The 26,854-nt window shown below is 71.3% G+C and carries 19 protein-coding genes; 11 read left to right on the plus strand and 8 right to left on the minus strand.

Annotation, left to right across the window (positions count from 1 at the left end):
- Positions 1–68: 68 nt before the first annotated feature.
- The 5 genes from ACWHMB_RS01265 to ACWHMB_RS01285 are packed head-to-tail and all read right to left on the minus strand — an operon-like array spanning position 69 to position 5,022.
- Complete coding sequence (locus ACWHMB_RS01265) at positions 69–368, minus strand: addiction module antidote protein (RefSeq protein WP_377481060.1); 300 nt, start codon at positions 366–368, stop codon at positions 69–71.
- Positions 340–660 (minus strand): type II toxin-antitoxin system RelE/ParE family toxin, encoded by a 321-nt coding sequence (locus ACWHMB_RS01270; RefSeq protein ID WP_377481063.1) that lies wholly within the window; start codon positions 658–660, stop codon positions 340–342. Before ACWHMB_RS01270 ends, ACWHMB_RS01265 begins: the two co-directional genes overlap by 29 nt.
- 36 nt (positions 661–696) lie before the next feature.
- Positions 697–4,374, minus strand: coding sequence for a class I SAM-dependent DNA methyltransferase (locus tag ACWHMB_RS01275; RefSeq protein WP_447648416.1), 3,678 nt, complete (start codon positions 4,372–4,374; stop codon positions 697–699).
- Between the two features lie 40 nt (positions 4,375–4,414).
- Positions 4,415–4,801 carry a type II toxin-antitoxin system death-on-curing family toxin gene (locus ACWHMB_RS01280; protein ID WP_377481069.1) on the minus strand — a complete coding sequence of 129 codons (387 nt, stop codon included), beginning with the start codon at positions 4,799–4,801 and terminating at the stop codon, positions 4,415–4,417.
- Positions 4,798–5,022, minus strand: a complete 225-nt coding sequence (locus ACWHMB_RS01285) for an AbrB/MazE/SpoVT family DNA-binding domain-containing protein (RefSeq protein WP_293219742.1) — start codon at positions 5,020–5,022, stop codon at positions 4,798–4,800. Before ACWHMB_RS01285 ends, ACWHMB_RS01280 begins: the two co-directional genes overlap by 4 nt.
- 89 nt (positions 5,023–5,111) lie before the next feature.
- Between ACWHMB_RS01285 and ACWHMB_RS01290 the strand changes: the two genes are divergently transcribed.
- The 3 genes from ACWHMB_RS01290 (at position 5,112) to ACWHMB_RS01300 (ending at position 7,993) form a co-directional block, all read left to right on the plus strand.
- Positions 5,112–5,966, plus strand: coding sequence for a nucleotidyltransferase family protein (locus ACWHMB_RS01290; protein WP_377481073.1), 855 nt, complete (start codon positions 5,112–5,114; stop codon positions 5,964–5,966).
- A 182-nt stretch (positions 5,967–6,148) separates the two neighbouring features.
- Positions 6,149–6,457, plus strand: coding sequence for a hypothetical protein (locus tag ACWHMB_RS01295; RefSeq protein ID WP_377481076.1), 309 nt, complete (start codon positions 6,149–6,151; stop codon positions 6,455–6,457).
- Positions 6,458–6,589: 132 nt separating this feature from the next.
- A complete protein-coding gene (locus tag ACWHMB_RS01300; protein WP_447648417.1) occupies positions 6,590–7,993 on the plus strand; it encodes an aminopeptidase P N-terminal domain-containing protein in 1,404 nt (467 codons plus the stop codon).
- A gap of 83 nt (positions 7,994–8,076) precedes the next feature.
- Here the strand turns inward: ACWHMB_RS01300 and glnE are convergent, their stop codons facing one another.
- Entirely contained in the window at positions 8,077–10,830 is a 2,754-nt protein-coding gene (gene glnE / locus ACWHMB_RS01305) for a bifunctional [glutamate--ammonia ligase]-adenylyl-L-tyrosine phosphorylase/[glutamate--ammonia-ligase] adenylyltransferase (RefSeq protein ID WP_377481082.1), read from the minus strand.
- Positions 10,831–10,949: 119 nt separating this feature from the next.
- Between glnE and ACWHMB_RS01310 the strand changes: the two genes are divergently transcribed.
- From ACWHMB_RS01310 to ACWHMB_RS01320, 3 genes are read left to right on the plus strand one after another with little or no spacing between them, the layout of a single operon-like run.
- A complete protein-coding gene (locus ACWHMB_RS01310; RefSeq protein WP_377481085.1) occupies positions 10,950–15,107 on the plus strand; it encodes a YhdP family protein in 4,158 nt (1,385 codons plus the stop codon).
- Complete coding sequence (locus ACWHMB_RS01315) at positions 15,107–15,928, plus strand: carbon-nitrogen hydrolase family protein (RefSeq protein ID WP_377481229.1); 822 nt, start codon at positions 15,107–15,109, stop codon at positions 15,926–15,928. The genes ACWHMB_RS01310 and ACWHMB_RS01315 overlap by 1 nt, the downstream gene beginning before the upstream one ends.
- A complete protein-coding gene (locus ACWHMB_RS01320) occupies positions 15,925–18,060 on the plus strand; it encodes a two-component system sensor histidine kinase NtrB (RefSeq protein WP_377481088.1) in 2,136 nt (711 codons plus the stop codon). Before ACWHMB_RS01315 ends, ACWHMB_RS01320 begins: the two co-directional genes overlap by 4 nt.
- Here ACWHMB_RS01320 and ACWHMB_RS01325 read toward each other — a convergent pair.
- Positions 17,951–18,925: a LysR family transcriptional regulator gene (locus tag ACWHMB_RS01325; protein WP_377481091.1), complete on the minus strand. Its 975-nt coding sequence runs from the start codon at positions 18,923–18,925 to the stop codon at positions 17,951–17,953. The genes ACWHMB_RS01320 and ACWHMB_RS01325 overlap by 110 nt on opposite strands.
- Positions 18,926–19,028: 103 nt before the next feature.
- On the opposite strand from ACWHMB_RS01325, the gene ACWHMB_RS01330 reads away from it, so the two are divergent.
- From ACWHMB_RS01330 to lysA, 4 genes are all read left to right on the plus strand, one after another.
- Positions 19,029–20,387, plus strand: a complete 1,359-nt coding sequence (locus tag ACWHMB_RS01330) for an aspartate aminotransferase family protein (RefSeq protein WP_377481094.1) — start codon at positions 19,029–19,031, stop codon at positions 20,385–20,387.
- A gap of 191 nt (positions 20,388–20,578) precedes the next feature.
- The gene (locus tag ACWHMB_RS01335; RefSeq protein WP_377481097.1) at positions 20,579–22,099 is read left to right on the plus strand and encodes a CoA-acylating methylmalonate-semialdehyde dehydrogenase; all 1,521 of its coding nucleotides are present in this window, start codon (positions 20,579–20,581) and stop codon (positions 22,097–22,099) included.
- A gap of 270 nt (positions 22,100–22,369) precedes the next feature.
- Positions 22,370–23,596, plus strand: coding sequence for an LL-diaminopimelate aminotransferase (locus ACWHMB_RS01340; protein WP_293225335.1), 1,227 nt, complete (start codon positions 22,370–22,372; stop codon positions 23,594–23,596).
- Positions 23,597–23,636: 40 nt separating this feature from the next.
- Positions 23,637–24,899 carry a diaminopimelate decarboxylase gene (lysA, locus tag ACWHMB_RS01345; RefSeq protein WP_377481100.1) on the plus strand — a complete coding sequence of 421 codons (1,263 nt, stop codon included), beginning with the start codon at positions 23,637–23,639 and terminating at the stop codon, positions 24,897–24,899.
- A gap of 42 nt (positions 24,900–24,941) precedes the next feature.
- On the opposite strand, the gene ACWHMB_RS01350 is transcribed toward lysA, so the two are convergent.
- The gene (locus ACWHMB_RS01350; protein WP_377481103.1) at positions 24,942–26,255 is read right to left on the minus strand and encodes a D-amino acid dehydrogenase; all 1,314 of its coding nucleotides are present in this window, start codon (positions 26,253–26,255) and stop codon (positions 24,942–24,944) included.
- 100 nt (positions 26,256–26,355) lie between these two features.
- On the opposite strand from ACWHMB_RS01350, the gene ACWHMB_RS01355 reads away from it, so the two are divergent.
- Entirely contained in the window at positions 26,356–26,853 is a 498-nt protein-coding gene (locus ACWHMB_RS01355) for a winged helix-turn-helix transcriptional regulator (RefSeq protein ID WP_377481106.1), read from the plus strand.
- The last annotated feature ends 1 nt before the right edge of the window (position 26,854 follow it).

Raw genomic sequence — 26,854 nt, forward strand, 5'->3', positions numbered from 1 at the left:
GCGCGCCGGCCCAATCGGCGCTGCGCCGGACTCCTTGGGCGGCTGTTTGGGGCGGGGCTTGTGCCGGGTCACTGCGGCTGCTCCACCGGCTCGATGGTCAGGTTGAAGCCCAGCGCGCGGATGACCTTCAGCAGCGTGTCCGAACTGGGCGCGCGCTCGCCCGAGAGGCTTTTGTACAGGCTTTCGCGGGACAGCCCGGTGTCACGCGCCAGCTGGGTCATGCCGCGCGCGCGAGCGATGTCGCCCAACGCCGCGGCCAGCTCGATCGGGTCGCCGTCGTGCAGCACCTGACGCAGGTATTCCGCCATCTCCTGCTCGCCCTGCAGATGCTGCGCCATGTCAAACGGGCGGGTCTTGATCTTGCTCATTGCTCAACTCCTGCGCCATCGAATGCGCGTGCCGAATGTCCGCCTGCTGCGAGGCCTTGTCACCACCGCCCAGCATCACGATCAGGGTGCCGCCTTGCCGGACGTAGTACATGCGCCAACCCGGGCCGAAGAACTCGCGCATTTCCCACACACCCTGCCCGACAGGCTTGACGTCGCCCAACTGCCCGCGCGCCGCCTTGCCCAAACGCCGAAGCAGGCGAATGCGCGTCGGCAGGTCGCGCAGGCCGTTGATCCATTGCGTGAAATGCTCGGTTTCGACGACCGTGAACATCGTCGAAGTGTAGCCCGATGGCTACGAATGTGCCAGTCACCCCCGCCACCCCGCCTCACCATCCACCGCCACCGCCTGCGCGCGGCCCAGGGCTTCCAGGGTGGCGAGCAGGGTGGGCAGGCTTTTCGTCCAGGCACCGCGCCCCTTGAAGTGCGCCTCGATGGCGGGCAGGGGCAGGGGCGACTTGGCCTGGGCCAGCACGGCGGCGACGGCGCGCACCTGGTCGGGCAGGGCCGAGGGCCAGGGCTGGGGGGCGAATTGCTCTTGTTTCGATAGTGATTTTTCAGTGCTCGAATTGGCCTCTGGCGCTCGATGGTCAAGCGCGATCAGCTCTTGTTTTGATAGTGATTTTTCAGGATTCTGGAACGCCGGGCGCAGCCAGCGCACGTGGCCGGCGGCTTCTTCCTGGGCGCGCTGGGCGTTGAGCTGCACCAGCCGGGCCAGCACGGCCTCGGTGTCGGCGGCAGGTGGCAGGCCGTAGGCGGCGCGCACGGCGGCGTCCAGCTCGTCGTGTAGCTCGCGCAGCACGCCGACCAGGCCCTGGGTGTGGATGGCCTTTTCCTTGGCCGTCAGCGCGCGGTCCTCGCGCAAGGCGGCCAGCACGTTGTACAGGCCGGTCAGGGTCAATTTCTCGCGCCCCGGCTGTTGCTCCCTCCCCCGCTGGGGGAGGGTTGGGGTGGGGGCCGCTGGCGCAGGCTCGACGTCGGCGCTGGTGCCGCCGGCCCCCATCCCTGCCTTCCCCCAGAGGGGGAAGGTGTCGTGGCCCAGCACGCGCTTGCGGTGGGCGTCGATCTGCTCGGCCAGCTGGGCGATGCGCTGGCGCAGGGGCGCGGTCAGGCCGGTGTCTTCGTCGGGGAAGGGGAAGGTTTCGAAGCAGCGGGTCTTGTTGTAGCGGGGTCGGTCTTCCAGCGTGCCACCGGTGGCCAGCGCCCAGTCGATGTGCACCTGGCTGGAGAGCACGCCCAGCGCATAGGCATCGTCCAGCGCGATGGCGATGAGCATGTTGTCGGGCAGAATGGCGGCGTCGAGAAACTGGAACGTGCGGTGCTTGGCGGTTTCCACCGTGGCGATGTAGCGGGGCAGGCCGGCCAGTGCCGGGCGCAAGTCCTTGCGCGGTTCGCCAAACAGCCACCAGTTGTCGCGGTAGCTGGCGCGGTTGTTGGCATTGCGCTCGGGCTTGACGCGCTCGTGCAGCCATTGCCAGACGGCGGGGTGCTGGTCGCGCAGCTCGTCGCTGCCGAGGCCGAAGGCGTCGATGACGAGCGCGCCGCGCGGGGTGTCGGTGAGGTCGCGGCCGTTGCGGTAGGGGCGGATCAGGTGTCGCTGGCCCTCACCCCCACCCTCTCCCAGAGGGAGAGGGAGCAATACCGCAGCCTGCTCGGGCGTGACGATGAAGCCGGCGCCGTGCAGCTTGACGCCGGGCGAGGAGATGCCTTGCATGGCGCGCAGGCTTTGCGCGGCGGCCACGTTGGCGCCGATGCTGAGGTCGGCGTGGATCAGGCCCTCGCGCGCCTGCAGCTGCACGGCCATCTCGCCGTGCTCGCCGGGGGTTTCGTCGGTGACGGTGAGCAGCGTGCCGGTGCCGGGGCCGGGGGCCAGCACGCTCATGGCGATGCGCACGTCGGCGTTGCCGGCGCCGTCGACCCAGGGGTGATCGGGCACGGCCAGGGCCAGGTGGGTGCCGGCGGCCAGCGCGGCCTGGACCACGCGGCGGTTGAAGGTCTGGCGCAGGCTGTTGGTGGTGATGAGGCCCATGCGCTGCGCGGCGCCGGCGGCCACCTGCGCCGCGGCGTGCTGCCACCAGTGCATGACGAAGTCACAGCTTTCGGGCACCTCGGGCCAGGCGGCGCGCAGCGCCTGCACGTAGCCTTCGCCCAATGCGTCGCTCATTCTTTGCTTGCCGATGAAGGGCGGGTTGCCGACGATGAAGTCGGCTGGCGGCCAGGCCGCCTTGCGGGCGCCCAGGTAGCGCCACTGCGGCACCTGGGCGGCCTCGTCGGGCACGGGCTGGCCGGTGACGGGGTGGGGCTTGTGCGTGACGCCGTCCCAGCGCGAAAGCAGGCGGCCGGCGGCGTCATGCGCCGGCTCTTGCGCGTCCCAGGCCAGCACGGCGTCGCGGCATTCGATGTTGCCGTAGTTGTGCACCACGGGCTCGGCCACGCTGGCCAGGCCGTGGGTGCGCACGTGCCACTGCAGCCAGCCGATCCACAGCACCAGCTCGGCCAGGGCGGCGGCGCGCTCGTTCAGCTCGATGCCGCGCAGCTGCTGCAGCGTCACCGTCTCGCCCTCGAAGGCCAGCGCGTCCTGCGTCTGGCCCAGGTCGGCCAGGGTGTTGAGCACTTCGCCTTCGAGGCGTTTCAGGTGTTCGAGCGTGACGTAGAGAAAGTTGGCGCTGCCGCAGGCCGGGTCGAGCACGCGCAGGCTGCACAGGCGGTGGTGGAAGGCGCGCACCTGCTGGCGCGCGGCGGCCATTTTTTCGTCGGCGGCGCGGCCGTCCAAGGCGTGCGCCTCGGCGGCCAGCACCAGGGCCGCGGCGTGGGCGTCCTGCCATTCGGCGCGCAGTGGCTGGATGACGGTGGGCAGCACCAGGCGCTCGACGTAGGCGCGCGGGGTGTAGTGCGCGCCCAGGGCGTGGCGCTCGGCGGGGTCGAGCGCGCGTTCGAGCAGGGTGCCGAAGATGGCGGGCTCGACCTCGCGCCAGTTGCAGCGCGCGGCCGCAATCAGCAGCTCGATCTGCGCGCGTGTCAGCAGCAGGCTGTAGCCCTCGTCTTGCGCGCCCTTGAACAGCTTGCCGTTGAAGTGCAGCACGCGCCCGGCCAGCGCGGCCGAAAAGCCGCCGTGGTCCATGTCGGCCCACAGGATGCGCAGCATCTGGCGCAGGGTTTCGGGGTCGTGCCGGTGGGTTTGCAGCAGCTGGGTGAAGGCACCCTTGGGCAGCAGCTCGACGTCCTCGGCAAACATGCTGAACAGGCAGCGGGTGAGGTAGTTTGCTACCACTTCGGAAGCTGTCGACGCTTGATGGGCGGGCGCTGCGGCCTGATTTGACGTTAAATCGGGGCTGGCCTCCAGCGAGCGCGCCAGCTCGGCCAGCAGGGCCGAGACCTCGCGCGTGACGCGGGCGCTGATGCGCGCGGGGTCGAGGCTGTGCGGGTCGCGCCAGATGGCGGCCAGGCGGGCGCGGATGTCGGGGCGGGCCAGGTCGGCCAGCGCGATGCGGTGGCTGCGCGGGTCGGGAAACGGCGTGTAGGTGGCGCCGCTCTGGCTGAATTCGGCGTAGACCTCGATCACGGTGCCGACGTCGACCACCAGCAGGAAGGGCGGGCGCGTCTCGGCCGCCGGCAGCGCGCGGGCGTAGCCCTCGGCCTGGCTGCGGGCGCGGATCAGGCCGTCGTCGAAGCTGCGCGTGTGGCCGGCGGCCTTGAGCTTCTTGGCCTCCAGCACGAAGGCGCCGCGCCGGTAGCAGTCGATGCGCCCGGCGCTGGTGGAGCCGTCGCCGTGCGCGAAGGTGATGGGGCGCTCGAACATGTAGTCCTGCTCGGGCGTGGGGTGTGGCGCGGCCACGCCCAGCAGCCGGCACAGGTCGATGACGAAGCTTTGCGCGGTGGCCAGCTCGCTGGCCTGCACGCCTTGCCAGCGGGCGATGAAGGCGGCGGCGGCTTGGTTGGCGGCGGCGTGCGCGGGGTCGGCGGCGGCGAGGTCGGGCGGCGGGGGCATGGCGGGCAATGATAGGTGCGGCCCGCCCACCGTGGGCCGTTCAGGCGCGCGGCGCGGCGTGGCGGCGCAGCCAGTCGGCCAGGGCGTCTTCGGGGAGCTCGCCGGCGGCCAGGGCGAGCATGGTGCGCGTGGTGTCGGCCTGGCTGGCGGTCAGGCGCCAGCCGTTCAGGTGCAGAAACAGGCCGATAGAAAGCAGCGCGGCGCGCTTGTTGCCGTCGATGAAGGGGTGGTTGCGCGCCACGCCGCTGCCGTAGGCGGCGGCCAGCGCGGCCGCGTCCGGCTCGCCATAGGCCAGCAGGTTTTGCGGGCGCGCCAGGGCCGAGTCGAGCAGCCCCTCGTCACGGAGGCCGGGGCTGCCGCCGTGCTCGGCCAGGCTTTCGGCGTGCAGCAGCAGCAGCGCGGGCTTGCTGATCCAGCGCCAGCTCATTTGGCCAGCTGGTGGAAGGTGTCGCGGTACTCGCGCATGAACTCGCGCCCGGCGTTCAACTCTTCGTCCAGCGCCGGGTCGTAGGGCGTGAGGATGAAACCGTCGGCGCATTCGGTCAGGAACACCGATTCGCCCTTTTGCAGCTTGAGCTTGGCCAGCGCGTCCTTGGGCAGGATCACGCCCACCGAATTGCCGATCTGCGTGAGTTTGAGGGTGTGCATGATGGGCTCCTGACGTTATTACAGACGTAATAATAAATCGGCCCGGCGCGGCTGTCCAGCGGGCGCTGGCGATCTTCTACAGTCACGCCATGACTTTGGACGCCCTGCCCGCGCCGCGCGCGCTGATTTTGGCCGCCGGCCGCGGCGAGCGCATGCGCCCGCTGACCGACCACACGCCCAAGCCGCTGCTGCCGGTGCGCGGTCGGCCGCTGCTGCAGTGGTGGGTGGACGCGCTGGCGCGCGATGGCGTGCGCGAAGTCGTCGTCAACACCGCCTGGCTGGGCGAGCAGATCGAGGGCTATTTTGGCCCACAGCGCTTGATGGGCAAGCGCGAGCAGCTATCGAAAAATGACCAACCCGCTATCCGCTTCTCGCCCGAAGGCCGCGACTTCGGCCGCGCGCTGGAGACGGCCGGCGGCATCGCCCGCGCGCTGCCGCTGCTGGCGCCCACGGCGGAGGACGTGTTCTGGGTGCTGGCGGGCGACATTTTTGCGCCCGACTTCCGCTTCGACCCCGAGGCGGTGCGCCGCTTCGCCGCCAGCGGCCGGCTGGCGCAGCTGTGGCTGGTGCCCAACCCGCCGCATCACCCGGCGGGCGACTTCGGCATCGGGGTGGACGGCTTGGCGCTGAATGAGGCGCCGCCGGGGGGCGCGCCGCCCGCCGCCGGGCCGCCCCAAGGCGGGCAGGCCCCCTCGGGGGGCAGCGCACCTCGCGCAGCGGGGGAGCGTGGGGGCCGTTACACCTTCAGCACCGTGGGGCTGTACCGGCGCGCGCTGTTCGAGCCGCCCTGGTGCGACATCGCGCCCGGCAACCCGCAGGGCGTGGCCGCGCCGCTGGCGCCGCTGCTGCGCCGCGCCATCGCCGCCGGGCAGGTCGGCGCCGAGCTGTACACCGGCGCCTGGACCGACGTCGGCACGCCCGAGCGGCTGGCGGCGCTGCAATAGCGGCATCACGGCGCGGCGACGGGGCTCTATCACGCCATTGTTTCCAAATTGGAAATAGTCAAATCACTTTCAATAGCTTTTTTAAACTGGTCGGTCGGCGCAAACTACGTTCCATCGAAGGCAAACAACTGAGACCTTCGACATCCAGACCGATTGATTCAGTTTTGAAAAGGAAAGCCATCATGACCAAGTTCAATGCCTCCATCGCCGCCGCTGCCGCCGCCCTGCTGCTGTCGGGCAACGCCTTTGCCGCCTCGCTGCAGCCCGCCGCCGGCGAAGCGCCCTTCGCCGACACGGCCATCGCGCTGAGCAGCAGCGCGCAACGCCCCGACGTGCGTGCCGCGGCCGGTGAGATGCCTGCCTCGGGCGAGCTGAGCGCCGTCGCCCTGCAGGCCGAGCCCGCCAGCACGCTGACCCGCGCCGAAGTGCGCAGCGCCACGATCAACGCCATTGCCCGCGGCGATCACCCCGCCCTGGGCCAACACTCCTGATCCCCAGCGGCGGGCCCGAGGGCCTGCCGTGCGGCATCGCACGCATCACCCCGGCCGGGTTCGCCCGTCCGGGGTGATGTCGTTTGGGAGCGCGCCACGCAGCGCGCGCCACTGCGTGCCATGATTGGCGGCATGAACCGCACCGACTCTCCCCATGCGGCCCGCCGTGCGCGCCTGGCCGCCCAGATGAACGCGCAGATGGGCCCGGGCGCTATCGCCATCATCCCCACCGCGCCCGAGCAGCAGCGCAACCGCGACAGCGACTTTCCCTATCGCGCCAACAGCTACTTCTGGTATCTGACCGGCTTCGAGGAGCCGCAGGCCTGGCTGGTGCTGGCCGCCGACGGCCGCAGCACCCTGTTTTGCCAGCCCAAGGACGCCGAGCGCGAGGTCTGGACCGGCTACCGCCTGGGGCCCGAGGCGGCGCCCGCCGCGCTGGGCGTGGACGAGGCCTTTGCCGTCACCGAGCTGGACGCGCGCCTGCCCCGGCTGCTGGAAAACCGCGCCACCGTGTGCTACCCCTTTGCCACCCACGCCGGGCTGGAGTCGCGCGTTGACGGCTGGCTGCAACAGGTGCGCGCCCGCGCCCGCTATGGCGCGCTGACGCCCGAGACGCAGCGCGACGCCTGCGCGCTGCTGGACGAGATGCGCCTGACGAAGGACGCGCACGAGCTGGCGCTGATGCGCCGCGCCGGCGCCATCAGCGCGCGCGGCCACATCCGCGCCATGCAGCGCAGCAGCCGCATGCTGCGCGCCGGCGAGGACGTGCGCGAATACCACCTGGAGGCCGAGCTGCTGCACGAGTTTCGCCAGCACGGCTCGGAGTTCCCGGCCTACACCAGCATCGTCGCCGCTGGCGCCAATGCCTGCGTGCTGCACTACCGCGCCGGCAACGCGCCCATCCGCGACGGCGAGCTGGTGCTGATCGACGCCGCCTGCGAGCTGCACGGCTACGCCAGCGACATCACGCGCACCTTTCCGGCCAACGGGCGCTTCAGCGGCCCGCAGCGCGCGCTGTACGAGCTGGTGCTGGCCAGCCAGGACGCGGCCGCCGCCGCCACCCGGCCGGGCGCGCGCTTCAACGACCCGCACGAGGCGGCGGTCAAGGTGCTGGCCCAGGGCCTGCTGGACCTGCGCCTGCTGGATGCGGGCAAGGTCGGCGGCGCGCCCGACGTGATCGCCCAGCGCGCCTACTTTCCGTTCTACATGCACCGCACCAGCCACTGGCTGGGGCTGGACGTGCACGACTGCGGCAGCTACGTGGAGCCCAGCGAGCTGGGCCAGGTGAGCGAGCGCACCGACCCGCTGTCGGGCGAAGTCATCAAGGACCGGCCCAGCCGCATCCTGCGCGCCGGCATGGTGCTGACGCTGGAGCCTGGCCTGTACGTGCGCCCCGGCGAGGGCGTGCCGCAGGAGTTCTGGAACCTCGGCATCCGCATCGAGGACGACGCCGTGGTGACCGAAACCGGCTGCGAGCTGATCTCGCGCGGCGTGCCGGTGGCGCCCGACGAGATCGAGGCGCTGATGCGTGGGTGAGGCGGGCGGGCCCCAGGGTTTTGAATAAAAAGTGGCTCCGGCGCTTGTCCATCAATCGCTGGCAGCTATATAAATAATAGTATCTAGGACGACGTGCCGGCCGCCGCGCCGAACACCGCCTGCCACAGCGCGCCGATGGCCGCGCGCTCGCTGGCCAGGGTCTCGGGCGGCACTTGGGTGGGCTGCTCGTCCAGCCGCGCCAGATGCTGCACGTGGCGCAGGCTGCGGTAGGCGTCGGCACTGGCCTGGCCCACGCCGGCGGGCAGCAGGCCGGCGGCCTCGGCGCGCGCCAGCAGGGCGATGTTGCCCAGGTTGGGCTCCAGCTCGGGGTGTTCGCCGGCGTGGGCCAGCACCAGGTACTGGGTGGCGAACTCGGCGTCGATCATGCCGCCGGGGCTGTGCTTGACGTCGAACTGCCCGGCCGGCACCGGGTGCGCGCCGCGCATGCGCTCGCGCATGGCCACGATCTCGGTGCGCAGCGCGGCATGGTCGCGCGGCGCGGTGATGACGGCGTGGCGGATGGCGTTGAAGCGCTGCTCCATGGGTGAAGGGGCCGCCGAGCTGTCGCTGGGCAATTCGGGGGGCACCATTCTTGCCCGGGTCATGGCCTGGTGCTCCCAGGTCCAGGCGGTGTTGCTGCCGCGCTGCTGCTGGTAGTCGGCGTAGGCGCCGAAGGAGGTCACCAGCAGGCCCGAGCCGCCGTTGGGGCGCAGGGCGGTGTCGATCTCGTACAGGTCGCCGTCGCCGGTTTTCAGCGTCAGCCAGGTGATCAGCTTGCGCACCAGCGCGGCGTAGATCTCGGCGGCCTGCTCGTGTTCGTCGTCGTAGACGAAGACCAGGTCCAGGTCGCTGCCGTAGCCCAGCTCCTTGCCGCCCAGCTTGCCGTAGCCGATGACGCCCAGCTGGGGCGTGGCGCGGTGGTGGTGGCGCACCAGCGGCCAGCACCAGCGCAGGCTGACGCGCAGGATGGCGTCGGCCAGCGCCGACAGGTCGTCGGCCACCTGCTCGACGGTGATGCTGCGCTCGACGTCGCGCACCAGGGTGCGGAACACCTCGGCGTGGTGGGCGCGGCGCAGCAGGGCCAGCAGGTTTTCCTCGTCGTCCTCGCCGCCGCGCGCCAGCGCGCTGCGGCGCTCGTGCAGCTCGCGCTCCAGCGTGGCGGCGTCGAAGCGGCCGGCCAGCAGCTCGGGGTTGGCCAGCTCGTCGATCACGCCGGGATGGCGCATCAGGTAGCGCGCCGGCCAGCGCGCGGTGCCCAGCAGGCGCAGCAGGCGCTCGTGCGCGGCGGGGCGCTCCAGCAGCAGGGCCAGGTAGTTCTGGCGCCGCCGCAGCGCGTCCACCCATTCGAGAAAGCGCAGCACGGCGGTGTCGCTCACGCGGCCGGCGTTCAGCCATTGCAGCGTGAGCCCCATCACGCGCAGCAGGCGCTGGCGCGCGTCTTCGCGCAGGCCCTGCACGTGCGGCAGGGCGCACCAGCGCTGCAGCTCGGCGCGCACGGCGGCGTGCTCGGTCAGCGCGGGCAGGCGGGCCAGGTCGGCGCCCTCGTCGGGCGCGGCCTGGCCGGCCGGAGCGGGCTTGAGCCTGTTGCAGGCCTTGCAAGGCTCGGGCCCGCCCAGCAGCTGGTCGAACTGCTCGGCCACCGTCTCGCGATGGGTGTCGAACTCGCCCAGGAAGGCGAACAGGTCGGGGTAGCCCATGGTGCGCGCCAGCCACAGCAGGTCCTCGTCGTGGGTGGGCAGCAGGTGCGTCTGCTGGTCGTCCAGGTACTGGATGCGGTGCTCGACCCGGCGCAGAAAAACGTAGGCGCGCGCCAGCGCCTGGGTGGCCTCGGCGGGCATCAGGCCGGCGCGGGCGATGCGCTCCAGCGCGTCCAGCGTCGGGCGCGTGCGCAGCTCGGGGTACTGGCCGCCGCGCACCACCTGCAGCAGCTGCACGATGAACTCGATCTCGCGGATGCCGCCGCGCGAGAGCTTGACGTCGCTGGCGCGCGCCGGGCGCCCGGCGCTGCGCTTGTTGGCGTGTTCGCGCACCTGGCGGTGCAGCTCGCGCAGGGCGTCGAACACGCTGTAGTCCAGGTACTGGCGAAACACGAAGGGCTGCACCACCGAGCGCAGCGCCAGCACCGGCCCGCCGGCCAGCACGGCGCGCGGCGCCACCACGCGGCTCTTGAGCCAGGCAAAGCGCTCCCACTCGCGCCCCTGCACGCGCATGTATTCGGCCAGCGCGGCCAGCGAGCTGGCCGGCGCGCCCGAGTTGCCGTTGGGCCGCAGCGCCAGGTCGACGCGAAACACGAAGCCGTGCTCGGTGACGTCGCCGATCAGGGTGCTGACCAGGCGCACCGCGCGGGTGAAGTATTCCTGCACCGAGATGCGGCCGGCGCCCTCGGCGTCACCCGCGCGGCCGGCGGTTTCGCCGTCGGCGTCGTAGATGTAGATCAAATCGACGTCGCTGGAGACGTTGAGCTCGCGCGCGCCCAGCTTGCCCATGCCCACCACCCACAGCTGGGCGCGCTCGCCGGCCGCCGTCAGGGGCGCGCCGTGGCGCGCGTCGAGCTGCTCGAAGGCCTCGGTGCAGGCCACGTCCAGCGCCAGCTCGGCCAGCGCGGTGACCACGCCGGTGACGGTGGCCAGCGGCGCGCCCTGTTCGCAGTCCAGCACCACCAGGCGCTCCATCACCAGCTGGCGCAGGATGCGCAGCGCCGCGCCGGTGGCGTGGCCGCGTGCGCGCAGGCGCTGCAGGGTGGCGGCCATGGCGGCGGCATCGGGCGTGCCGGGCGGCAGCAGGGGCAGTTCGTCGGCGTAGCGGCGGCGCAGGCGCTGCACCAGGCGTGAGTGCATGGCCCCTGCCAAGTGGGGCGAATCGGGTGTCAGCACCGAACCCGGCGCTTCATCGCGGGTCATAATTTCTTTCCCCCTGCCGCCGGTCGGCTTTCATCGACTGCTTCACGCGCACGCTCTTGAGTCCCTTTCCGATCCGCGTTCTTGCCGTTGCCGTGCGTTGGGCCGTGCGCATCGTGGGCGCCTTGCTGCTGCTCATCGTGCTGGCCTGGTCGGCACTGCATTGGTTCATTGTGCCGCGAATCGACGTTTTTCGTCCGCGCCTGCAGGCGGCGGCCACGCAGGCGCTGGGCACTTCCGTGACGATCGGCACGCTCACGGTCGAAGCCAACGGCCTGGTGCCCCAGGTGGCGGTGCGCGATCTGCGCGTGCCTGGCCCCGACGGCCAGGGCGGCCTGCGGGTGCCGCGCGCGCTGGTGGTGTTCTCGGTCGCCTCGCTGCTGCGCGGCGGCGTGGAGCAGCTGGTGATCGACGACGCCGAGCTGGCGCTGGCGCGCGACGCGCAGGGCCGCTGGTGGCTGGGCGGGCTGGACCTGAGCGCGCCGACGGCGGGCGACACGCGCGCCGCCGACTGGCTGTTCGCGCAGGAAGAAATCGTGCTGCGCAACGCGCGCCTGAGCTGGACCGACGCACAGCAGGGCGCGCCGCCGGCGGCCTTCGAGCGCATCGACGCGGTGCTGCGCAACGGCCTGCGCCGCCACCAGTGGCGCGTGGACGCCACGCCGCCGCCCGCCTGGGGCGAGCGCTTCACGCTGATCGGCCAGTTCCGTCAGGCCCTGCTGGAGCGCCACGCCGGGCGCTGGCAAAGCTGGGACGGCCAGCTGTACGCCAGCCTGCCCGGCGTGCAGGCCGCCGCCGCGACCCCGCTGGCGCCGTGGCTGCAGGCGCAGGGCGTGGGCGGGCTGCGCGGCGCCGCCGCCCTGCGCCTGTGGCTGGACGTGCGCCGCGGCGCGCCGGTGGACGCGCGCGCCGACGTGGCCCTGCAGGGCGCCGCCGCCACGCTGGCGTCGCGGCTGGCGCCGCTGGCCTTCGCCGACCTGAGCACGCGCCTGGTCTGGCGCCGCCAGGCCGATGGTTTTCAGGCCTCGACGCAGGTGCTGCGCTTTACCCTGCCCGACGGCACGGCCTGGCCGGGCGGCAACCTGAGTTTCAGCCACCGCGCGGCCGGCGGCACGCTGCAGGCCGACCGGCTCGACCTGGCCATGCTGGCGCGGCTGGCCGCCAGCCTGCCGCTGCCGCCCGCGTGGGGCGAGCGCCTGCAGCGGCAGCCGGTGGCCGGCCTGATCGAGCGCGTGGACGCGCGCTGGGACGGCCCGCTGCAGGCGCCCAGCGACTGGCGGCTGCAGGCCCGGGCCACGGGCTTGCGGGTCGACGCACAGGAGCGCGCGCCCGACGCCAAGGGCCATGCGCGCCCCGGCGTTCCGGGCGTGGAGGGCGCGACGCTGCAACTGGATGCCGGGCCGGCCGGCGGCCACGCCAGCGTGACGATTGCAAACGGTGCGCTCAGTTTTCCGGGCGTGTTCGAAGAGCCACGCATCCCGCTGGACGCGCTCAAGACCCAGGCCCAGTGGCGCGTGCAGGGCGAGCGCATCGAGGTGCAGGTGGACGAGCTGACGCTGGCCAACGCCGACGCCGCCGGCCGCTTTTCGGCGCGCTGGCACAGCGGCGACAACGCCGATGGCAGCGGCGCGCGCTTTCCGGGCGTGCTCGACTTGCAAGGGGGCTTCAGCCGCGCCAACGGCGCGCGCGTGTACCGCTATCTGCCGCTCAGCATTCCGGCGCCCGCGCGCCACTACGTGCGCGACGCCGTGCGCAAGGGCGATGGCCGCGACGTGACGGTGCGCGTGCAGGGCCGGCTGCACGAGCTGCCCTACAACCTGCCGGGCGAAGTGGGCACCTTCCGCATCGCCGCGCCGGTGAGCGGCGTGCTGCTGGCCTACGTGCCGCCGGGCCTGCAGCCCAAGGGCCAGGCGCCCTGGCCCGCGTTGGAGGCGCTGAAAGGCGAGCTGGTGTTCGAGCGCGCCGGCATGCAGGTGCACGCCGGCGCCGCCCAGGTGCAGGGCCATGCCGGCTGGCGCTGGGCCGGCATCGAGGCCGGCGTGCCCGACTTCAAGCAGCCGCGGGTGCAGGTGCAGGCCACGGGCAGCGGGCCGCTGGCGGCGGCGCTGGCCATCGTGCGCGACTCGCCGGTGGCCGAGTTCACGCATCACGCGCTGGACGGCGCCAGCGCCAGCGGGGACGCCACGCTGGACCTGAAGCTCGACCTGCCGGTGCACCAGCTGGAGCAGGCCAAGGTGCAGGGGCGCGTGCGGCCGGCCGGCAACACGCTGCGCCTGGCCGCCGCCGCGCCGCCGCTGGAGCAGGCCAGCGGCGCGGTGAGCTTTTCCGAAGCCGGTTTCGCCATCGAAGGCGCCCAGGCGCGCGCGCTGGGCGGGTCGGTGCAGGTGAGCGGCGGCACGGCGGCGGATGCGTCCCGGGTGCAGATCCAGGCCAGCGGCCAGGCCAGCGCCGAGGGCTTGCGCCAGGCGGGCGAATGGGGGCCGGCCTGGAGCGCCGTGGCCGCGCTGGCACGCCAGGCCAGCGGCAGCGCCGACTATCAGCTGGAGCTCGGCTTTCAGGGCCAGGCCATGCGACTGGACGTGCGCAGCGCGCTGCGCGGCCTGGCGCTGGACTGGCCGGCGCCGCTGGACAAGCCGGCCGACGCCGCCTGGCCGCTGCACGTCGAGCTGGCGCCGGCCGGCGGTCCGGGCGGCGGCGCGCGCGAGCGCCTGCAGGTGCAACTGGCCGACCGCCTGGCGCTGGAGCTGCAGCAGGGCGCGGGCGCGCCCCCGCGCGGCGCGGTGGCGCTGGGCCAGGCCACGGCCCAGCCGCTGGCGCTGCCGGCTGCCGGCGTGCACGCCAGCGTGCGCTGGCCCGAGATCGACGTCGATGCCTGGCAGCGCGCGGTCGATCGCCTGACTGCGGCGCCGGCCCGAAGCGGCGCGGCGCCAGCCACCGAAGCCGCGGCGCCCACAGTGCCGACCGACACGGCGCTCGCCTCGGGCGGCGCCGGCCTGCTGCCCGAGCAATGGACCTTCGACGTCGGCGTGCTGCAGGTGGACCGGCGCAAGCTGCACGAGCTGCACGCCGTCGCCACGCGCAGTGGCGAGCATTGGCAGGCCCAGGTGCAGGCACGCGAGCTGGCCGGGCGCCTGGAGTACACCGAGGGCGCCCACGGGCAGCCCGGCGCCGTGCGCGCGCGCCTGTCGCGCCTGAACCTGGCCGCCGGCGACGCGGCCGACGCCAACGCGCTGGAGCAGCCGCCCAGCCGCATCCCGGCGCTGGACGTGGTGGTCGACGAGTTCGAGCTGCACGGCCACAAGCTGGGCCGGCTGGAGGTGCAGGCCGTCAACCTGGACGCCGACCAGGCGCGCGCCGCGCCCGACGCCGAGGCGCTGCAGGACTGGCAGCTGACGCGGCTGGCGCTGACCGTGCCCGAAGCCAGCCTGAGCGCCTCCGGCCGCTGGGCCACGCAGCCGGGCGCGCCGGCGCTGCCGCCGGGCGCGCGCTCGGTGCGCAGCGCGGCCGACCAGCGGCGCACGGCGCTGGACTTCAAGCTGGACGTGCGCGACGCCGGCGCCCTGCTGGCGCGCTTCGGCATGGCCGGCGTGCTGCGCGGCGGGCAGGGGCGCATCGACGGCGAGCTGGGCTGGGTCGGCTCGCCCTACTCGCCGCACTACCCCAGCATGGACGGCAAGTTGCACCTGGACATCGGCGCCGGCCAGTTCCTCAAGGCCGATCCGGGCCTGGCCAAGCTGCTGGGCGTGCTCAGCCTGCAGGCGCTGCCGCGCCGCCTGACGCTGGACTTTCGCGACGTGTTCAGCAGCGGCTTCGCGTTCGACTTCGTGCGCGGCGATGCCCAGATCACGCACGGTGTGGCGCACACCAGCAACCTGCAGATGAAGGGCGTGAACGCCGCCGTGCTGATGGACGGCCAGGTGAACCTGGATGCCGAGACGCAGAAGCTGCGCGTGCTGGTGGTGCCCGAGATCGACGCCGGCACCGCCGCGCTGGCCACGGCGCTGATCAACCCCGCCATCGGGCTGGGGGCGTTCGTGGCGCAGCTGGTGCTCAAGCAGCCGCTGGCGCAGGCGGCCACGCGCGAGTTCGAAATCACCGGCAGCTGGGACAATCCGGAGGTGGTGCCGGTCAAGCTGTCGGCCGATGCGGCGGCGGCCGCCGCCTCCGCTGCTGCTGCCGCCGCCGCCGCCGCGAGCCCCGCACCGAAGGAGAAATGATGCACGTCGCCGCCATCCAGATGGTTTCCGGCACCCAGGTCGAGCCCAACCTGCGCGCCGCCCACGCCCTGCTGGCCGAGGCCGCTGCCGCCGGCGCCGAGCTGGCGGTGCTGCCCGAATATTTTTGCGTCATGGGCCGGCGCGACACCGACAAGCTGGCGCTGCAGGAGCCGCTGGCCGAGGGCCCCATCCAGTCCTGGCTGGCCGCCACGGCGCGCGAGCTGGGGCTGTGGATCGTCGGCGGCACGCTGCCGCTGTCGCGCGCGCCGCGCGATGAGCATCGGGTGCGCAATGCCTCGTTGGTATTTGCGCCGACGGGCGAGCGCGTGGCGCACTACGACAAGATCCACCTGTTTCGCTTCAACGACGGCGAGCGCCAGTACGACGAGGCCGCCGTGCTGGCCGCCGGCAGCCGGCCGGTCCTGTTCGAGCTGCCCGCGCGCGACGGCCACAGCTGGCGCGTCGGCCTGTCGGTGTGCTACGACCTGCGCTTTCCCGAGCTGTACCGCGCCTACGCGGCGCAGGGCGCCGACCTGCTGCTGGTGCCCAGCGCCTTTACCTACGTCACCGGCCAGGCGCACTGGGAGCTGCTGCTGCGCGCGCGCGCGGTCGAAAACCTCAGCGGCGTGATCGCCGCCGCGCAGGGCGGCGTGCACGAGAACGGCCGGCGCACCTGGGGCCACTCGATGGTGGTCGATGCCTGGGGCCAGGTGCTGGCGCAGCGGCCCGAGGGCGCGGGCGTGGTGCTGGCCGAGCTGGACGCCGCGGCGCTGCAAGCGCGCCGCCGGCAGCTGCCGGCCCTGGAGCACCGGCGGCTGTGACCGCCGCCGCGGCCCGCGTCGGCCCGCGCCTGGCCCAGCAGGTGCGCGCGCGCTGGCAGCGCCTGCTGGCGCTGTGGCGGCGCTGGCGGCTGTGGGTGGCGCTGGTGCTGGTGGTGGCGCTGATGCTGGGCGTGCTGGCCTGGCTGGCGCGCAACCACGAGATCGACGAGTTGCAGCGCGCGCTCGACCGCGACAACGCCGCCGCCGCGCAAACCCTGCGCCAGGGGCTGGTGCGGCGCCAGCAGGACCTGCATGGCTTGGCCATCCTGCAGCTGACGCCCGAAGGCTGGCCACCGGCCGCCATGGCGCTGCTGGACCGCTACCGCGACTGGCTGCGCCTGGAGTGGCGCGACACCCACCTGCGCCTGCTGGCCAGTGCCGACAGCCCGTACTACCCGGCGTTCCAGCTGCCCGACGAGGGACCGCTCGGACAGGAGGTGCAGCGTGTGCGCGAGGTCTGCGCCAACGCCGCCCGGCTCGATGGCGCGAGCTACTCAGAAAGCCACTTCGTGCAGCGCTCGGCCGGCGTGGGCGAGGAGGTGATGCAGATGTGCCTGCCGATCGGCAGCGGCGCGCGGCGCAGCGGCTACCTGGTGGTGACGTACTCGCTCGCCGGCATGCTGAGCGCCATGCTGGCGCCCGCCTACACCCAGCGCCAGAGCGTGGCCTTCACCGAACTGGACGGCACCCGGCTGGCGGTGCAGGGCGGGCCGCGGCGCGGCGCGCGCCTGTTCGTGTCGCAGCAGCTGTTCGACCTGCCGGGCGTCGCCCTGGTGCTGCGCATGGACGGCGGCCGCCAGGCGCCCGACACCCTGCCCAACGTGATGACGGCGCTGGTCACCGGCCTGTCGATCGCGCTGGTGACGGTGCTGATCCTGCTGGCGCGCGACTTTCGGCGCCGCCAGCAGGCCGAGGCCGAGCTGGGCGAGGCGCTGGCCTTTCGCAAGGCGATGGAAGATTCGCTGGTCACCGGCCTGCGCGCGCGCGACCTGCAGGGGCGCATCACCTACGTCAACCCGGCCTTTTGCGCCATGACCGGCTTTGCCCCCGAGGAGCTGATCGGCCACGCCTTGCCCGCGCCCTACTGGCCGCCCGAGCACGTGTCGGAATACGCCGAGCGCCAGGCGGTGCGGCTGGCCGGCGCGGCGGCGCCCTCGCGCGAGGGTATGGAGTCGGTGTTCATGCGCAAGGACGGCACGCGTTTTCCGGTGCTCATCATCGAGGCGCCGCTGATCGGCGCCACCGGCAAGCACGGCGGCTGGATGGGCGCGGTGCTGGATTTGACGGCGCAGCGCCGCGCCGAGGAGATGTCGCGCGCCAGCCAGGAGCGCCTGGCCGCCAGCTCGCGTCTGGCCACGGTGGGCGAAATGGCCTCGCTGATGAGCCACGAGCTGAACCAGCCGCTGGCGGCGATCTCCAGCTACGCCAACGGCTCGCTCAACCTGCTGGCCGCCGAGGCCGCGCCGACGCCGACGCTGGCCGACCTGCGGGTGGCGCTGGCGCGCATCGCCGAGCAGGCCGGCCGCGCCGGCAAGGTCATCAACAGCGTGCACGACCTGGTGCGCCGGCGCGCCAGCCAGCGCCAGGCGGTGGCGCCCGCCGCGCTGCTGGACGCCGTGCTGCCGCTGGTGCAGCTGCAGGCGCGCAAGCTGGGCGTGCGCGTGCAGATCAATTGCGCGCCCAGCCTGCCGGCGGTGTGGTGCGAGCCGACCATGATCGAGCAGGTGCTGCTGAATCTGGCGCGCAACGCCATGCAGGCCATGGCCGACAGCCCGTCGCCGCGCCTGCTGCGCCTGACGGTGCAGCCCGAGCCGCTGGCGCGCGGCGCGCGCGCCGTGCTGCGCTTTGCCGTGTCGGACACCGGCAGCGGCATCAGCGACGAGGTGGCCGGCCAGCTGTTCACGCCCTTTTTCACCACCAAGGCCGAGGGCATGGGCCTGGGCCTGTCGCTGTGCCGCACCGCCATCGAGCAGCACGGCGGCGCGCTGGTGCACGAGCCGCAGTGGCCGCGCGGCACGGTGTTCAGCTTCGGCCTGACGGTGGCCGATCCGCCGGCGCATGCGCCGCCCGCAGCGCCTGATGAAACGCCAGCGCCGCGCGCGGCGGCTGCGGCGAGCGGCGCAGCACGCTGACGAAGTCGCAGGCGTAGTGCAGGCTGGCCGGCGCCACGGCGCGCAGTTGGCCGCGCCGCACGAAGGCGTCGGCGTAGTGGTCGGGCAGAAAGCCGACGAAGCGCCCCGACAGGATCAGCGTGGCGATCGCCTCTTGGTCGAAGGCGGTGGCGCCGCGCTGCAGGTGGCGCGCGTGCGCCAGCTCCAGGTTGGGCGAGTGATAGCCCAGGCCGGCAAAGTCCGCACGGGCGCGCAGCGCTTTCCAGTCCAGCGCGAGGTGCTCCTGATCGAATAGCGGATGGCCGGCGCCGGCATACAGGCGCATGGTCTCGCCGAACAGCCGCTCGTAGCGCAGGCTGCCCGAGGCGCGGTGCGCCGGGATCACGCCGACGGCGAAGCTGCCGTCCAGCACCCCGCGCTCGATCGCCTGGATGGTGCCCACGTGCAGCTCCAGCGCCACGTCGGGCGCCTGGTCGCGAAACGCCGCGATCGCCTGGTGGATGCGCGCGGCGGGGTTGCTGGCGGTCTTGTCGAACAGCGCGATGGCCAGCTTGCCGCCCATGCGCGCGTGGATGTCGTGCACGCTGGCGCGAAAGCCGTCGACGGCCGCCAGCAGGCGCAGCGTCTCGTCGTACACGCGCTGGCCCTCGGCCGTCAGCGCGAAGCCCGCGCGCCCGCGCCGGCACAGCGTCAGGCCCAGGCGCGTTTCCAGGTCCTTCACGTGGCGGCTGACGGCGCTGATGCCGATGTTCAGCTCCAGCTCGGCCGCCGCCATGCCGCCGCAGTCGACCACCGCCTTGAACACCTGCAGCAGGCGCAGGTCCATGTCGCTGAGCTGCCCCAGCAGGGCGCGGGCGCGGGGTGGGCGGGTCTTTACTTGCGGCATTCGGCAAACAAGCTGGAATATTTGCTGATTTGACCGATTAAAGCACCGGCTGACAATGGCGGCGTCAATTTCGTTCGATCAGCCCCTTTTCGAGGACCCAGCCATGAGCGCCATCGTCAGCCCCGCCTCTGCCGCCAGCCCCCTGCGCACCGACGCCGCCTGGCTGGACGCGCACTGGATGCCCTTTACCGCCAACCGCCAGTTCAAGCGCGACCCGCGCCTGGTGGTGGCGGGCCAGGGCGCCTACTACACCGACGGCGAGGGCCGCAAGATCTTCGACGGCCTGTCGGGACTGTGGTGCAGCGGCCTCGGCCATGGCCGGCGCGAGATCGCCGAGGCCGTCGGCCAGCAGGCCGCGCGGCTGGACTATTCGCCGGGCTTTCAGTTCGGCCACCCACTGTCCTTCGAGCTGGCCAACAAGATCAAGGCGCTCACGCCCGCCGGCCTGGACTACGTGTTCTTCACCAGCAGCGGCTCGGAGGCCGCCGACACCGCGCTCAAGATGGCGCGCGCCTACTGGCGCCTGAAGGGCCAGGGCGGACGCACGCGGCTGATCGGGCGCGAGAAGGGCTACCACGGCGTCAACTTCGGCGGCATTTCGGTGGGCGGCATGGTGGGCAATCGCAAGGCCTATGGCCAGGGCATCGAGGCCGACCACCTGCCGCACACCCAGCCGCCCCTGGGCAGCTTCATCAAGGGCCAGCCGGCCGAAGGCGGCGTGGCGCTGGCCGACCGCCTGCTCGATTTGATCGCCCTGCACGACGCCAGCAACATCGCCGCCGTCATCGTCGAGCCCTTCAGCGGCTCGGCCGGCGTGGTCATCCCGCCCGTGGGCTACCTGCAGCGCCTGCGCGAAATCTGCACCCAGCACGGCATCCTCTTGATCTTCGACGAGGTCATCACGGCGTTTGGCCGCTGCGGCGCCATGACCGGCAGCGAGGCCTTCGGCGTGGTGCCCGACATCATGACCTTCGCCAAGCAGGTCACCAACGGCGCGCAGCCGCTGGGCGGCGTGGTGGCCAGCAAGGAGATCTACGACAGCTTCATGGCGGCGGGCGGGCCCGACTACATGCTGGAGTTCGCCCACGGCTACACCTACAGCGCGCACCCGGTGGTCTGCGCCGCCGGCATCGCGGCGCTGGATCTGCTGGAGCGCGAGGACGGCGTGGGCCGCGCCAAGGCGCTGGCGCCGCACTTCGAGGCCGCGGTGCACGGCCTGAAGGGGGCCAGGCATGTGCTGGACATCCGCAGTTACGGCCTGGCCGCCGGCTTCACCATCGAATCCCTGCCGGGCGAACCCGCCAAGCGTCCCTACGAGATCGCCATGGCCTGCTGGAAGAAGGGCTTCTACGTGCGCTACGGCGGCGACACCATCCAGCTGGCGCCGCCCTTCATCGCCACGCCGGCCGAGATCGACCGGCTGGTGAGCGCGCTGGGCGATGCGCTGATGGAAACGGCCTGAACTTCCAACAGCCGAACGCAGAGGGCGCAAAGGATTCGCAGAGGACGCAAAAGAGAAAGTCAAAAATATGATGGGTTTTTCTGCGTCTTTTGCGTAATCTCCGCGGCCTCTGCGCTCGGTATTTACTATTTTATTAATAGCTGTTCGCGCTTTATGGACGGGCGCTACAAGCATTTTTTATTCATAAAACCATGCAACACGACAAAAACGTCACCGCCACCGTCGGCCACCTGATCGACGGCCAGATCGTGCACGAGCACGGCCGCTCGCAGCCGGTGTTCAACCCCGCCACGGGGGCCTCGTCCACCAGCGTCGAACTGGCCAGCCCGGCCCTGGTCGAGCGCGCCATCGCCTCGGCCGAACAGGCCTTTGCGGCCTGGCGCGAGACGCCGCCGCTCAAGCGCGCGCGCGTGATGATGAAGCTCAAGCAGCTGCTGGAGCAGCACGCCGACGAGATCGCGCAGCTCATCACCGCCGAGCACGGCAAGGTGCTGGCCGACGCGCACGGCGAGCTGCAGCGCGGCATCGAGAACATCGAATACGCCAGCTACGCGCCCGAGCTGCTGAAGGGTGAGCACAGCCGCAACGCCGGCCCCGGCATCGACTCCTGGGCCGAGCACCAGGCGCTGGGCGTGGTGGCGGGCATCACGCCCTTCAACTTTCCGGCCATGGTGCCGCTGTGGATGTGGCCGATGGCCGTGGTGTGCGGCAACTGCTTCATCCTGAAGCCCAGCGAGCGCGACCCTTCGTCGGCCCTGCGCATCGCCCAGCTGGCGCTGGAGGCCGGCCTGCCGCCCGGCGTGCTCAACGTCGTCAACGGCGACAAGGCTGCCGTCGATGCGCTGCTGCGCGACCCGCGCGTCAAGGCCGTCAGCTTTGTGGGCTCCACGCCCATCGCCGAGGCCATTTATGCCGAAGGCTGCAAGCACGGCAAGCGCGTGCAGGCCCTGGGCGGCGCCAAGAACCACGCGGTGGTGATGCCCGACGCCGACATCCAGAACGCCGTCAGCGCCATGATGGGCGCGGCCTACGGCAGCTGCGGCGAGCGCTGCATGGCCGTGCCGCTGATCGTCGCCGTGGGCAACGAAACGGCCGACCGGATGATTGCCGGGCTCAAGACTGAAATCGCGAAAATGAAGGTCGGTCCCGGCAGCGACAACGGCAACGACATGGGGCCGCTGGTGACCCGGCAACACTTCGAGAAGGTCAAGGCCTACGTGGACAGCGGCGTGGCCGAGGGTGCCCGGCTGCTGGTCGATGGCCGCGGCCTGAAGGTCAAGGGCCATGAAGAAGGCTATTTCCTCGGCCCCTGCCTGTTCGACGAGGTGCGCCCGGGCATGAAGATCTACCAGGAAGAAATCTTCGGCCCCGTGCTGGGCATCGTGCGCGCGCATTCGCTGGCCGAGGCCATGCAGCTCATCAACGATCACGAATACGGCAACGGCACCTGCATCTTCACCCGCGACGGCGAGGCCGCGCGCCACTTCACCGATCACATTCAGGTCGGCATGGTGGGCGTGAACGTGCCCCTGCCCGTGCCCGTGGCCTACCACTCCTTCGGCGGCTGGAAGCGCAGCCTGTTCGGCGACCTGCACGCCTACGGCCCCGACGCCGTGCGCTTTTACACCAAGCGCAAAACCATCACCCAGCGCTGGCCCTCGGCGGGGGTGCGCGAGGGGGCGGTGTTCAGTTTTCCGAGCCATCACGCCTGAACGCGCGCGGCCGAGCGTGCGCCCGAAGACACCCTCGCGACAGCGCTGTCGCGCGGGTTTTCAGGTGACATCATCGAGGCGGACCCGCCGCCCGGCCGCCATGCCCTAGAATTACCGCCCCGAAATCCGACACTCTGTCGGGATCAAGTCGGGCCCCATGGCGCGGGCCCCAGGCTGGCTGAAGGCGAGGGCCCAACGGGGGCCGTGCATCAGGGTTTGCGGACAGAGGCGTGTGCGGAGCCTCATCCACCCTCACCGGGCCTTCCAGCCATGATCCACATCAACGAGAACTACCAGAAGCTGCAAGCCAGCTATCTGTTCGCCAACATCGCCAAGCGCGTGCGCGAGTACCAGGACGAGAACCCGGGGCGCGAGTTGATCCGCATGGGCATCGGCGACGTGACCCAGCCGCTGCCCGAGGCCTGCGTGACGGCCATGCACAAGGCCGTCGACGAGCTGACGCGCGCCGAGACCTTTCGCGGCTACGGGCCCGAGCAGGGCTATGACTTTCTGCGCGAGGCCATTGCCAAGCACGACTTCCAGGCGCGCGGCGCCGACATCGCGGCCGATGAGGTGTTCGTGAGCGACGGCGCCAAGTGCGACACCGGCAACATCCAGGAGCTGTTTGCGGGCGACATCCGCGTCGCCATTCCCGACCCGGTGTACCCGGTCTACGTCGACACCAACGTGATGGCCGGCCGCACCGGCGCGCCGCAGGACGGCCGCTACCCCGGCCTGGTGTACCTGGAATGCACGCCCGCCAACGGCTACGTGCCGGCCCTGCCGACGCAGCCGGTCGACCTGATCTACCTGTGCTTTCCCAACAACCCCACCGGCGCCACCATCACGCGCGCGCAGCTCAAGACCTGGGTCGACTACGCACGGACCAACAAGGCGCTGATCCTGTACGACGCGGCCTACGAGGCCTTCATCCGCGACCCCGAGCTGCCGCATTCGATCTACGAGATCGAGGGCGCGCAGGACGTGGCCATCGAGTTCCGCAGCTTTTCCAAGACCGCCGGCTTCACGGGCGTGCGCTGCGCCTACGCCGTGGTGCCCAAGCGCTGCATGGCCTACACCACGGGCGGCGCGGCGGTGTCGGTGCGCGACCTGTGGAGCCGCCGCCACACGACCAAGTTCAACGGCGTGTCCTACCCGGTGCAGCGCGCCGCCGAGGCGGTGTTCAGCCCCGAGGGCAGCCGCCAGGTGCGCGGCCTGATCGACCACTACCTGACCAACGCGGCCTATGTGCGCCAGGCCTTCCAGCGCATGGGCTTCGAGTGCGTGGGCGGCGACAACTCACCCTACATCTGGGTGCGCTCCGAGCGCGATTCCTGGGGCTTCTTCGACTTTCTGCTGAAGGAAGCCGGCGTGGTCTGCACGCCCGGCGCCGGCTTCGGCCGCTGCGGCGAGAACCACATCCGCATCAGCGCCTTCAACAGCTTCGAGAACGTGCAAAAAGCGATGCAGCGCATTGCGGATGCACTGAAAAAATAAGCACCCGCGCCTTCAACCCGACTCACAACGGATTCCAGCCATGCCCATGTCTTCCGGCTTTCGCCAGCGCCTCGAGCCCCTGTTGCCCGCGCTGGCCCAGCACTTCGGCACGCCCTTTCACATCTACGACGAGGTCGGCATCCGCGAAACCGGCGCCCTGCTGAAGCAGGCCTTTGCCGGCGTGCCCGGCTTTCGCGAGTACTACGCCGTCAAGGCCCTGCCCAACCCGGCCATCCTGCGCATCATGCAGGAGCTGGGCTTCGGCTACGACTGCAGTTCGGTGGCCGAGCTGCAGCTGTCGCGCCAGGCCGGCGGGCGCGGCGAGGACATCATGTTCACGTCCAACAACACCACGCCCGATGAATTCGAGGCGGCGCTGGCCGACGGCGGCTGCATCCTCAACCTGGACGACATCAGCCTGATCGACAAGGTTCCGCGCATGCCCGAGCTGGTGTGCTTTCGCTACAACCCCGGCCCGGCGCGCAGCGGCAACGTCATCATCGGCACGCCCGAGGAGGCCAAGTACGGCGTGGCGCACGAGCAGCTGGCCAGCGCCTTCCGCAAGGCGAAGCAGCGCGGCGCGCGCCGCTTCGGCCTGCACACCATGCTGGCGTCCAACGAGCGCAACGCCGACTACATGGTGCAGACGGTGCAGATGCTGCTCGACTTGATCGCCCAGCTGGGCCAGCAGCTGTCGATCCGCTTCGAGTTCATCAACATCGGCGGCGGCCTGGGCATTCCCTATCGCCCTGAGGACGGCGCCTTCGACGTGATGAAGCTGGGCCAGGCCACGGCCACGCTGCTGGGCGAATTCAAGCAGCGCCACGGTTGGCAGCCCAAGGTCTACATGGAAAGCGGCCGCTACGTCACCGGCCCGCACGGCGTGCTGGTGACCCAGGTCATCAACCACAAGGCGATCTATCGCAACTACGTCGGCGTGGACGCCTGCATGTCGGCGCTGATGCGCCCGGGCATGTACGGCGCCTACCACCACATCGACGTGCTGGGCAAGACGCCCGGCGCCAGCGACCCGGTGGTCGACGTGGTGGGCTCGCTGTGCGAGAACAACGACAAGTTCGCTGTGCAGCGCGCCCTGCCGGCCACGCAGGACGGCGACCTGCTGCTGATCCAGGACACCGGCGCCCACGGCCACGCCATGGGCTTCAACTACAACGGCCGCCTGCGCCCGCAAGAGCTGCTGCTGCGCGAAGGTGGCCAGGTGGAGCTGATCCGCCGCGCCGAGACGCTGCAGGACCACTTTGCCACGCTGGCTTTCCAGCCCGACGTCTATCGACCGGCGTGAGTGGGCGCGCGGCCCGGCGTTGCAACGCCGGGCCGGCGAAATTCAGGCATGAACCGGCCGGTGGCCCGCGCCGGTCAAGCGCGAGGCGCTCTGTTTTGAATAGCGACCGAGGCCCAAGCCGTCGGTCGAGATGTCGGGCCGGTGGCCCAGCGTCAGGTCGGCCACCAGCTTGCCCGAGCCGGCCGCCATGGTCCAACCCAAGGTGCCGTGGCCGGTGTTGATCAGCAGGTTGGACAGGCGCGTGGCGCCGACGATGGGTGTGCTGTCGGGCGTCATCGGGCGCAGGCCGGTCCAGAAGGTCGCGGCCGGCAGGTCGCCACCGCCGTCGAACAGACCGCGCGTGACCATCTCCAGCGTGGCGCGGCGCGCCGGGTTCAGGCGCAGGTTGAAGCCCGCCAGCTCGGCCATGCCGCCGACGCGGATGCGCTGGTCGAAGCGCGTGATGGCGACCTTGTAGGTCTCGTCCATCACGGTGGAGCGCGGCGCGCGCGCCTCGTCCACCAGCGGCACCGTCAGCGAATAGCCCTTGACCGGGTAGACCGGCAGGTCCAGCCCCAGCGGGCCCAGCAGCGCGCGCGAATAGCTGCCCAGCGCCAGCACGTAGCGGTCGGCCGTGAGCGTCTCGCCGGCTTCGCCGGCCAGCTTGACGCCGCTGATCTGGCCGGCGCGCTGTTGCAGCTCGGCAATCTGCACGCCGAAGCGAAACTGCACGCCCAACGCCTTGGCACGCTCGGCCAGCTCGGTGGTGAAGCGCTGGCAGTCGCCGGTTTCGTCGCCCGGCAGCTGCAGGCCGCCGACCAGGCCTTGGGCGTGGGCCAGCGCGGGCTCGTATTCGGCCAGGGCGCTGGCGTCCGTCATCATGCGATAGGGCACGCCGCACTCCTGCAGCACGGCGGTGTCGCGCTGCGCGGCCTGCATCTGCTTGGCGGTGCGAAACACCTGCAGCGTGCCCAGGGTGCGCTGCTCGTACTCGATACCCGTGTCGGCGCGCAGGCCGCGCAGGCAGTCGCGGCTGTACTCGGCCAGGCGCGTCATGCGTTCCTTGTTGACGGCGTAGCGCGCGCTGGTGCAGTTGCGCAGCATGGCGGCCATCCAGCGCAGCTGGAACATGCTGCCGTCCAGGCGAATGGCCAGCGGCGCGTGCTTCTGGAACATCCACTTGACGGCCTTGAGCGGAATGCCGGGCGCGGCCCAGGGCGTGGAGTAGCCGGGCGAGACCTGGCCGGCGTTGGCGAAGCTGGTCTCCAGCGCCACGCCGCTTTCGCGCTCCAGCACGGTGACTTGCGCGCCGGCGCGCGCCAGGTAGTACGCGGTGCTGACACCAATCACGCCGCCGCCCAGAACGATGACTTTCATGACTGTCTCCAAAACCCTTGGTTCGATGGGGGCAGTTTAGGCAGCGGCCGGGGGTGAAAGTCACCGAAATGCATTGGCATACGGCCATGTTTCAGCAAAAATGACTGCCGATTTGACCATCGAGAGTGAAAACATGGAATTCGATCGCATCGACCGCAAAATCCTCGAAGAATTGCAGCGCGAGGGGCGCCTCACGATGACCGAACTGGCCGAGCGCGTGAGCCTGTCGGTGTCGCCCTGCAGCGAGCGCGTGCGCCGGCTGGAGCGCTCGGGCGTGATCCTGGGCTATCACGCGCGCGTCAACCCCGAGGCGCTGGGGCGCGGGCTGCTGGTGTTCGTCGAGCTGACCCTGGCGTCCAAGTCGGCGGCGGTGTTCGACGCCGTGCGCCAGGCGCTGCTGCTGGAGCCGCGCGTGCTGGAATGCCACCTGATCTCGGGCGCCTTCGACTACCTGGTCAAGGCGCGCCTGTCGGCGATGCGCGAATACCGCGACCTGCTGGGCCAGATCCTGCGCCAGATCCCGGTGCCGGCGCAGAGCAACAGCTATGTGGTGATGGAAGAGGTCAAGGAAAGCCTGGTGCTGCCCGTGGGCTTGTGAG

This window comes from Ottowia pentelensis, from assembly GCF_964341695.1.

Coding starts and splice junctions, on each gene's coding strand:
- ACWHMB_RS01275 (WP_447648416.1), bottom strand. CDS start 4,374: ATGCCCCCGCCGCCCGACCTCGCCGCCGCCGACCCCGCGCACGCCGCC.
- ACWHMB_RS01290 (WP_377481073.1), top strand. CDS start 5,112: ATGACTTTGGACGCCCTGCCCGCGCCGCGCGCGCTGATTTTGGCCGCC.
- ACWHMB_RS01315 (WP_377481229.1), top strand. CDS start 15,107: ATGCACGTCGCCGCCATCCAGATGGTTTCCGGCACCCAGGTCGAGCCC.
- ACWHMB_RS01340 (WP_293225335.1), top strand. CDS start 22,370: ATGATCCACATCAACGAGAACTACCAGAAGCTGCAAGCCAGCTATCTG.
- ACWHMB_RS01285 (WP_293219742.1), bottom strand. CDS start 5,022: ATGCACACCCTCAAACTCACGCAGATCGGCAATTCGGTGGGCGTGATC.
- ACWHMB_RS01295 (WP_377481076.1), top strand. CDS start 6,149: ATGACCAAGTTCAATGCCTCCATCGCCGCCGCTGCCGCCGCCCTGCTG.
- ACWHMB_RS01300 (WP_447648417.1), top strand. CDS start 6,590: ATGAACCGCACCGACTCTCCCCATGCGGCCCGCCGTGCGCGCCTGGCC.
- ACWHMB_RS01270 (WP_377481063.1), bottom strand. CDS start 660: ATGTTCACGGTCGTCGAAACCGAGCATTTCACGCAATGGATCAACGGC.
- ACWHMB_RS01325 (WP_377481091.1), bottom strand. CDS start 18,925: ATGCCGCAAGTAAAGACCCGCCCACCCCGCGCCCGCGCCCTGCTGGGG.
- lysA (WP_377481100.1), top strand. CDS start 23,637: ATGCCCATGTCTTCCGGCTTTCGCCAGCGCCTCGAGCCCCTGTTGCCC.
- glnE (WP_377481082.1), bottom strand. CDS start 10,830: ATGCACTCACGCCTGGTGCAGCGCCTGCGCCGCCGCTACGCCGACGAA.
- ACWHMB_RS01280 (WP_377481069.1), bottom strand. CDS start 4,801: ATGAGCTGGCGCTGGATCAGCAAGCCCGCGCTGCTGCTGCTGCACGCC.
- ACWHMB_RS01335 (WP_377481097.1), top strand. CDS start 20,579: ATGCAACACGACAAAAACGTCACCGCCACCGTCGGCCACCTGATCGAC.
- ACWHMB_RS01350 (WP_377481103.1), bottom strand. CDS start 26,255: ATGAAAGTCATCGTTCTGGGCGGCGGCGTGATTGGTGTCAGCACCGCG.
- ACWHMB_RS01330 (WP_377481094.1), top strand. CDS start 19,029: ATGAGCGCCATCGTCAGCCCCGCCTCTGCCGCCAGCCCCCTGCGCACC.
- ACWHMB_RS01265 (WP_377481060.1), bottom strand. CDS start 368: ATGAGCAAGATCAAGACCCGCCCGTTTGACATGGCGCAGCATCTGCAG.
- ACWHMB_RS01355 (WP_377481106.1), top strand. CDS start 26,356: ATGACTGCCGATTTGACCATCGAGAGTGAAAACATGGAATTCGATCGC.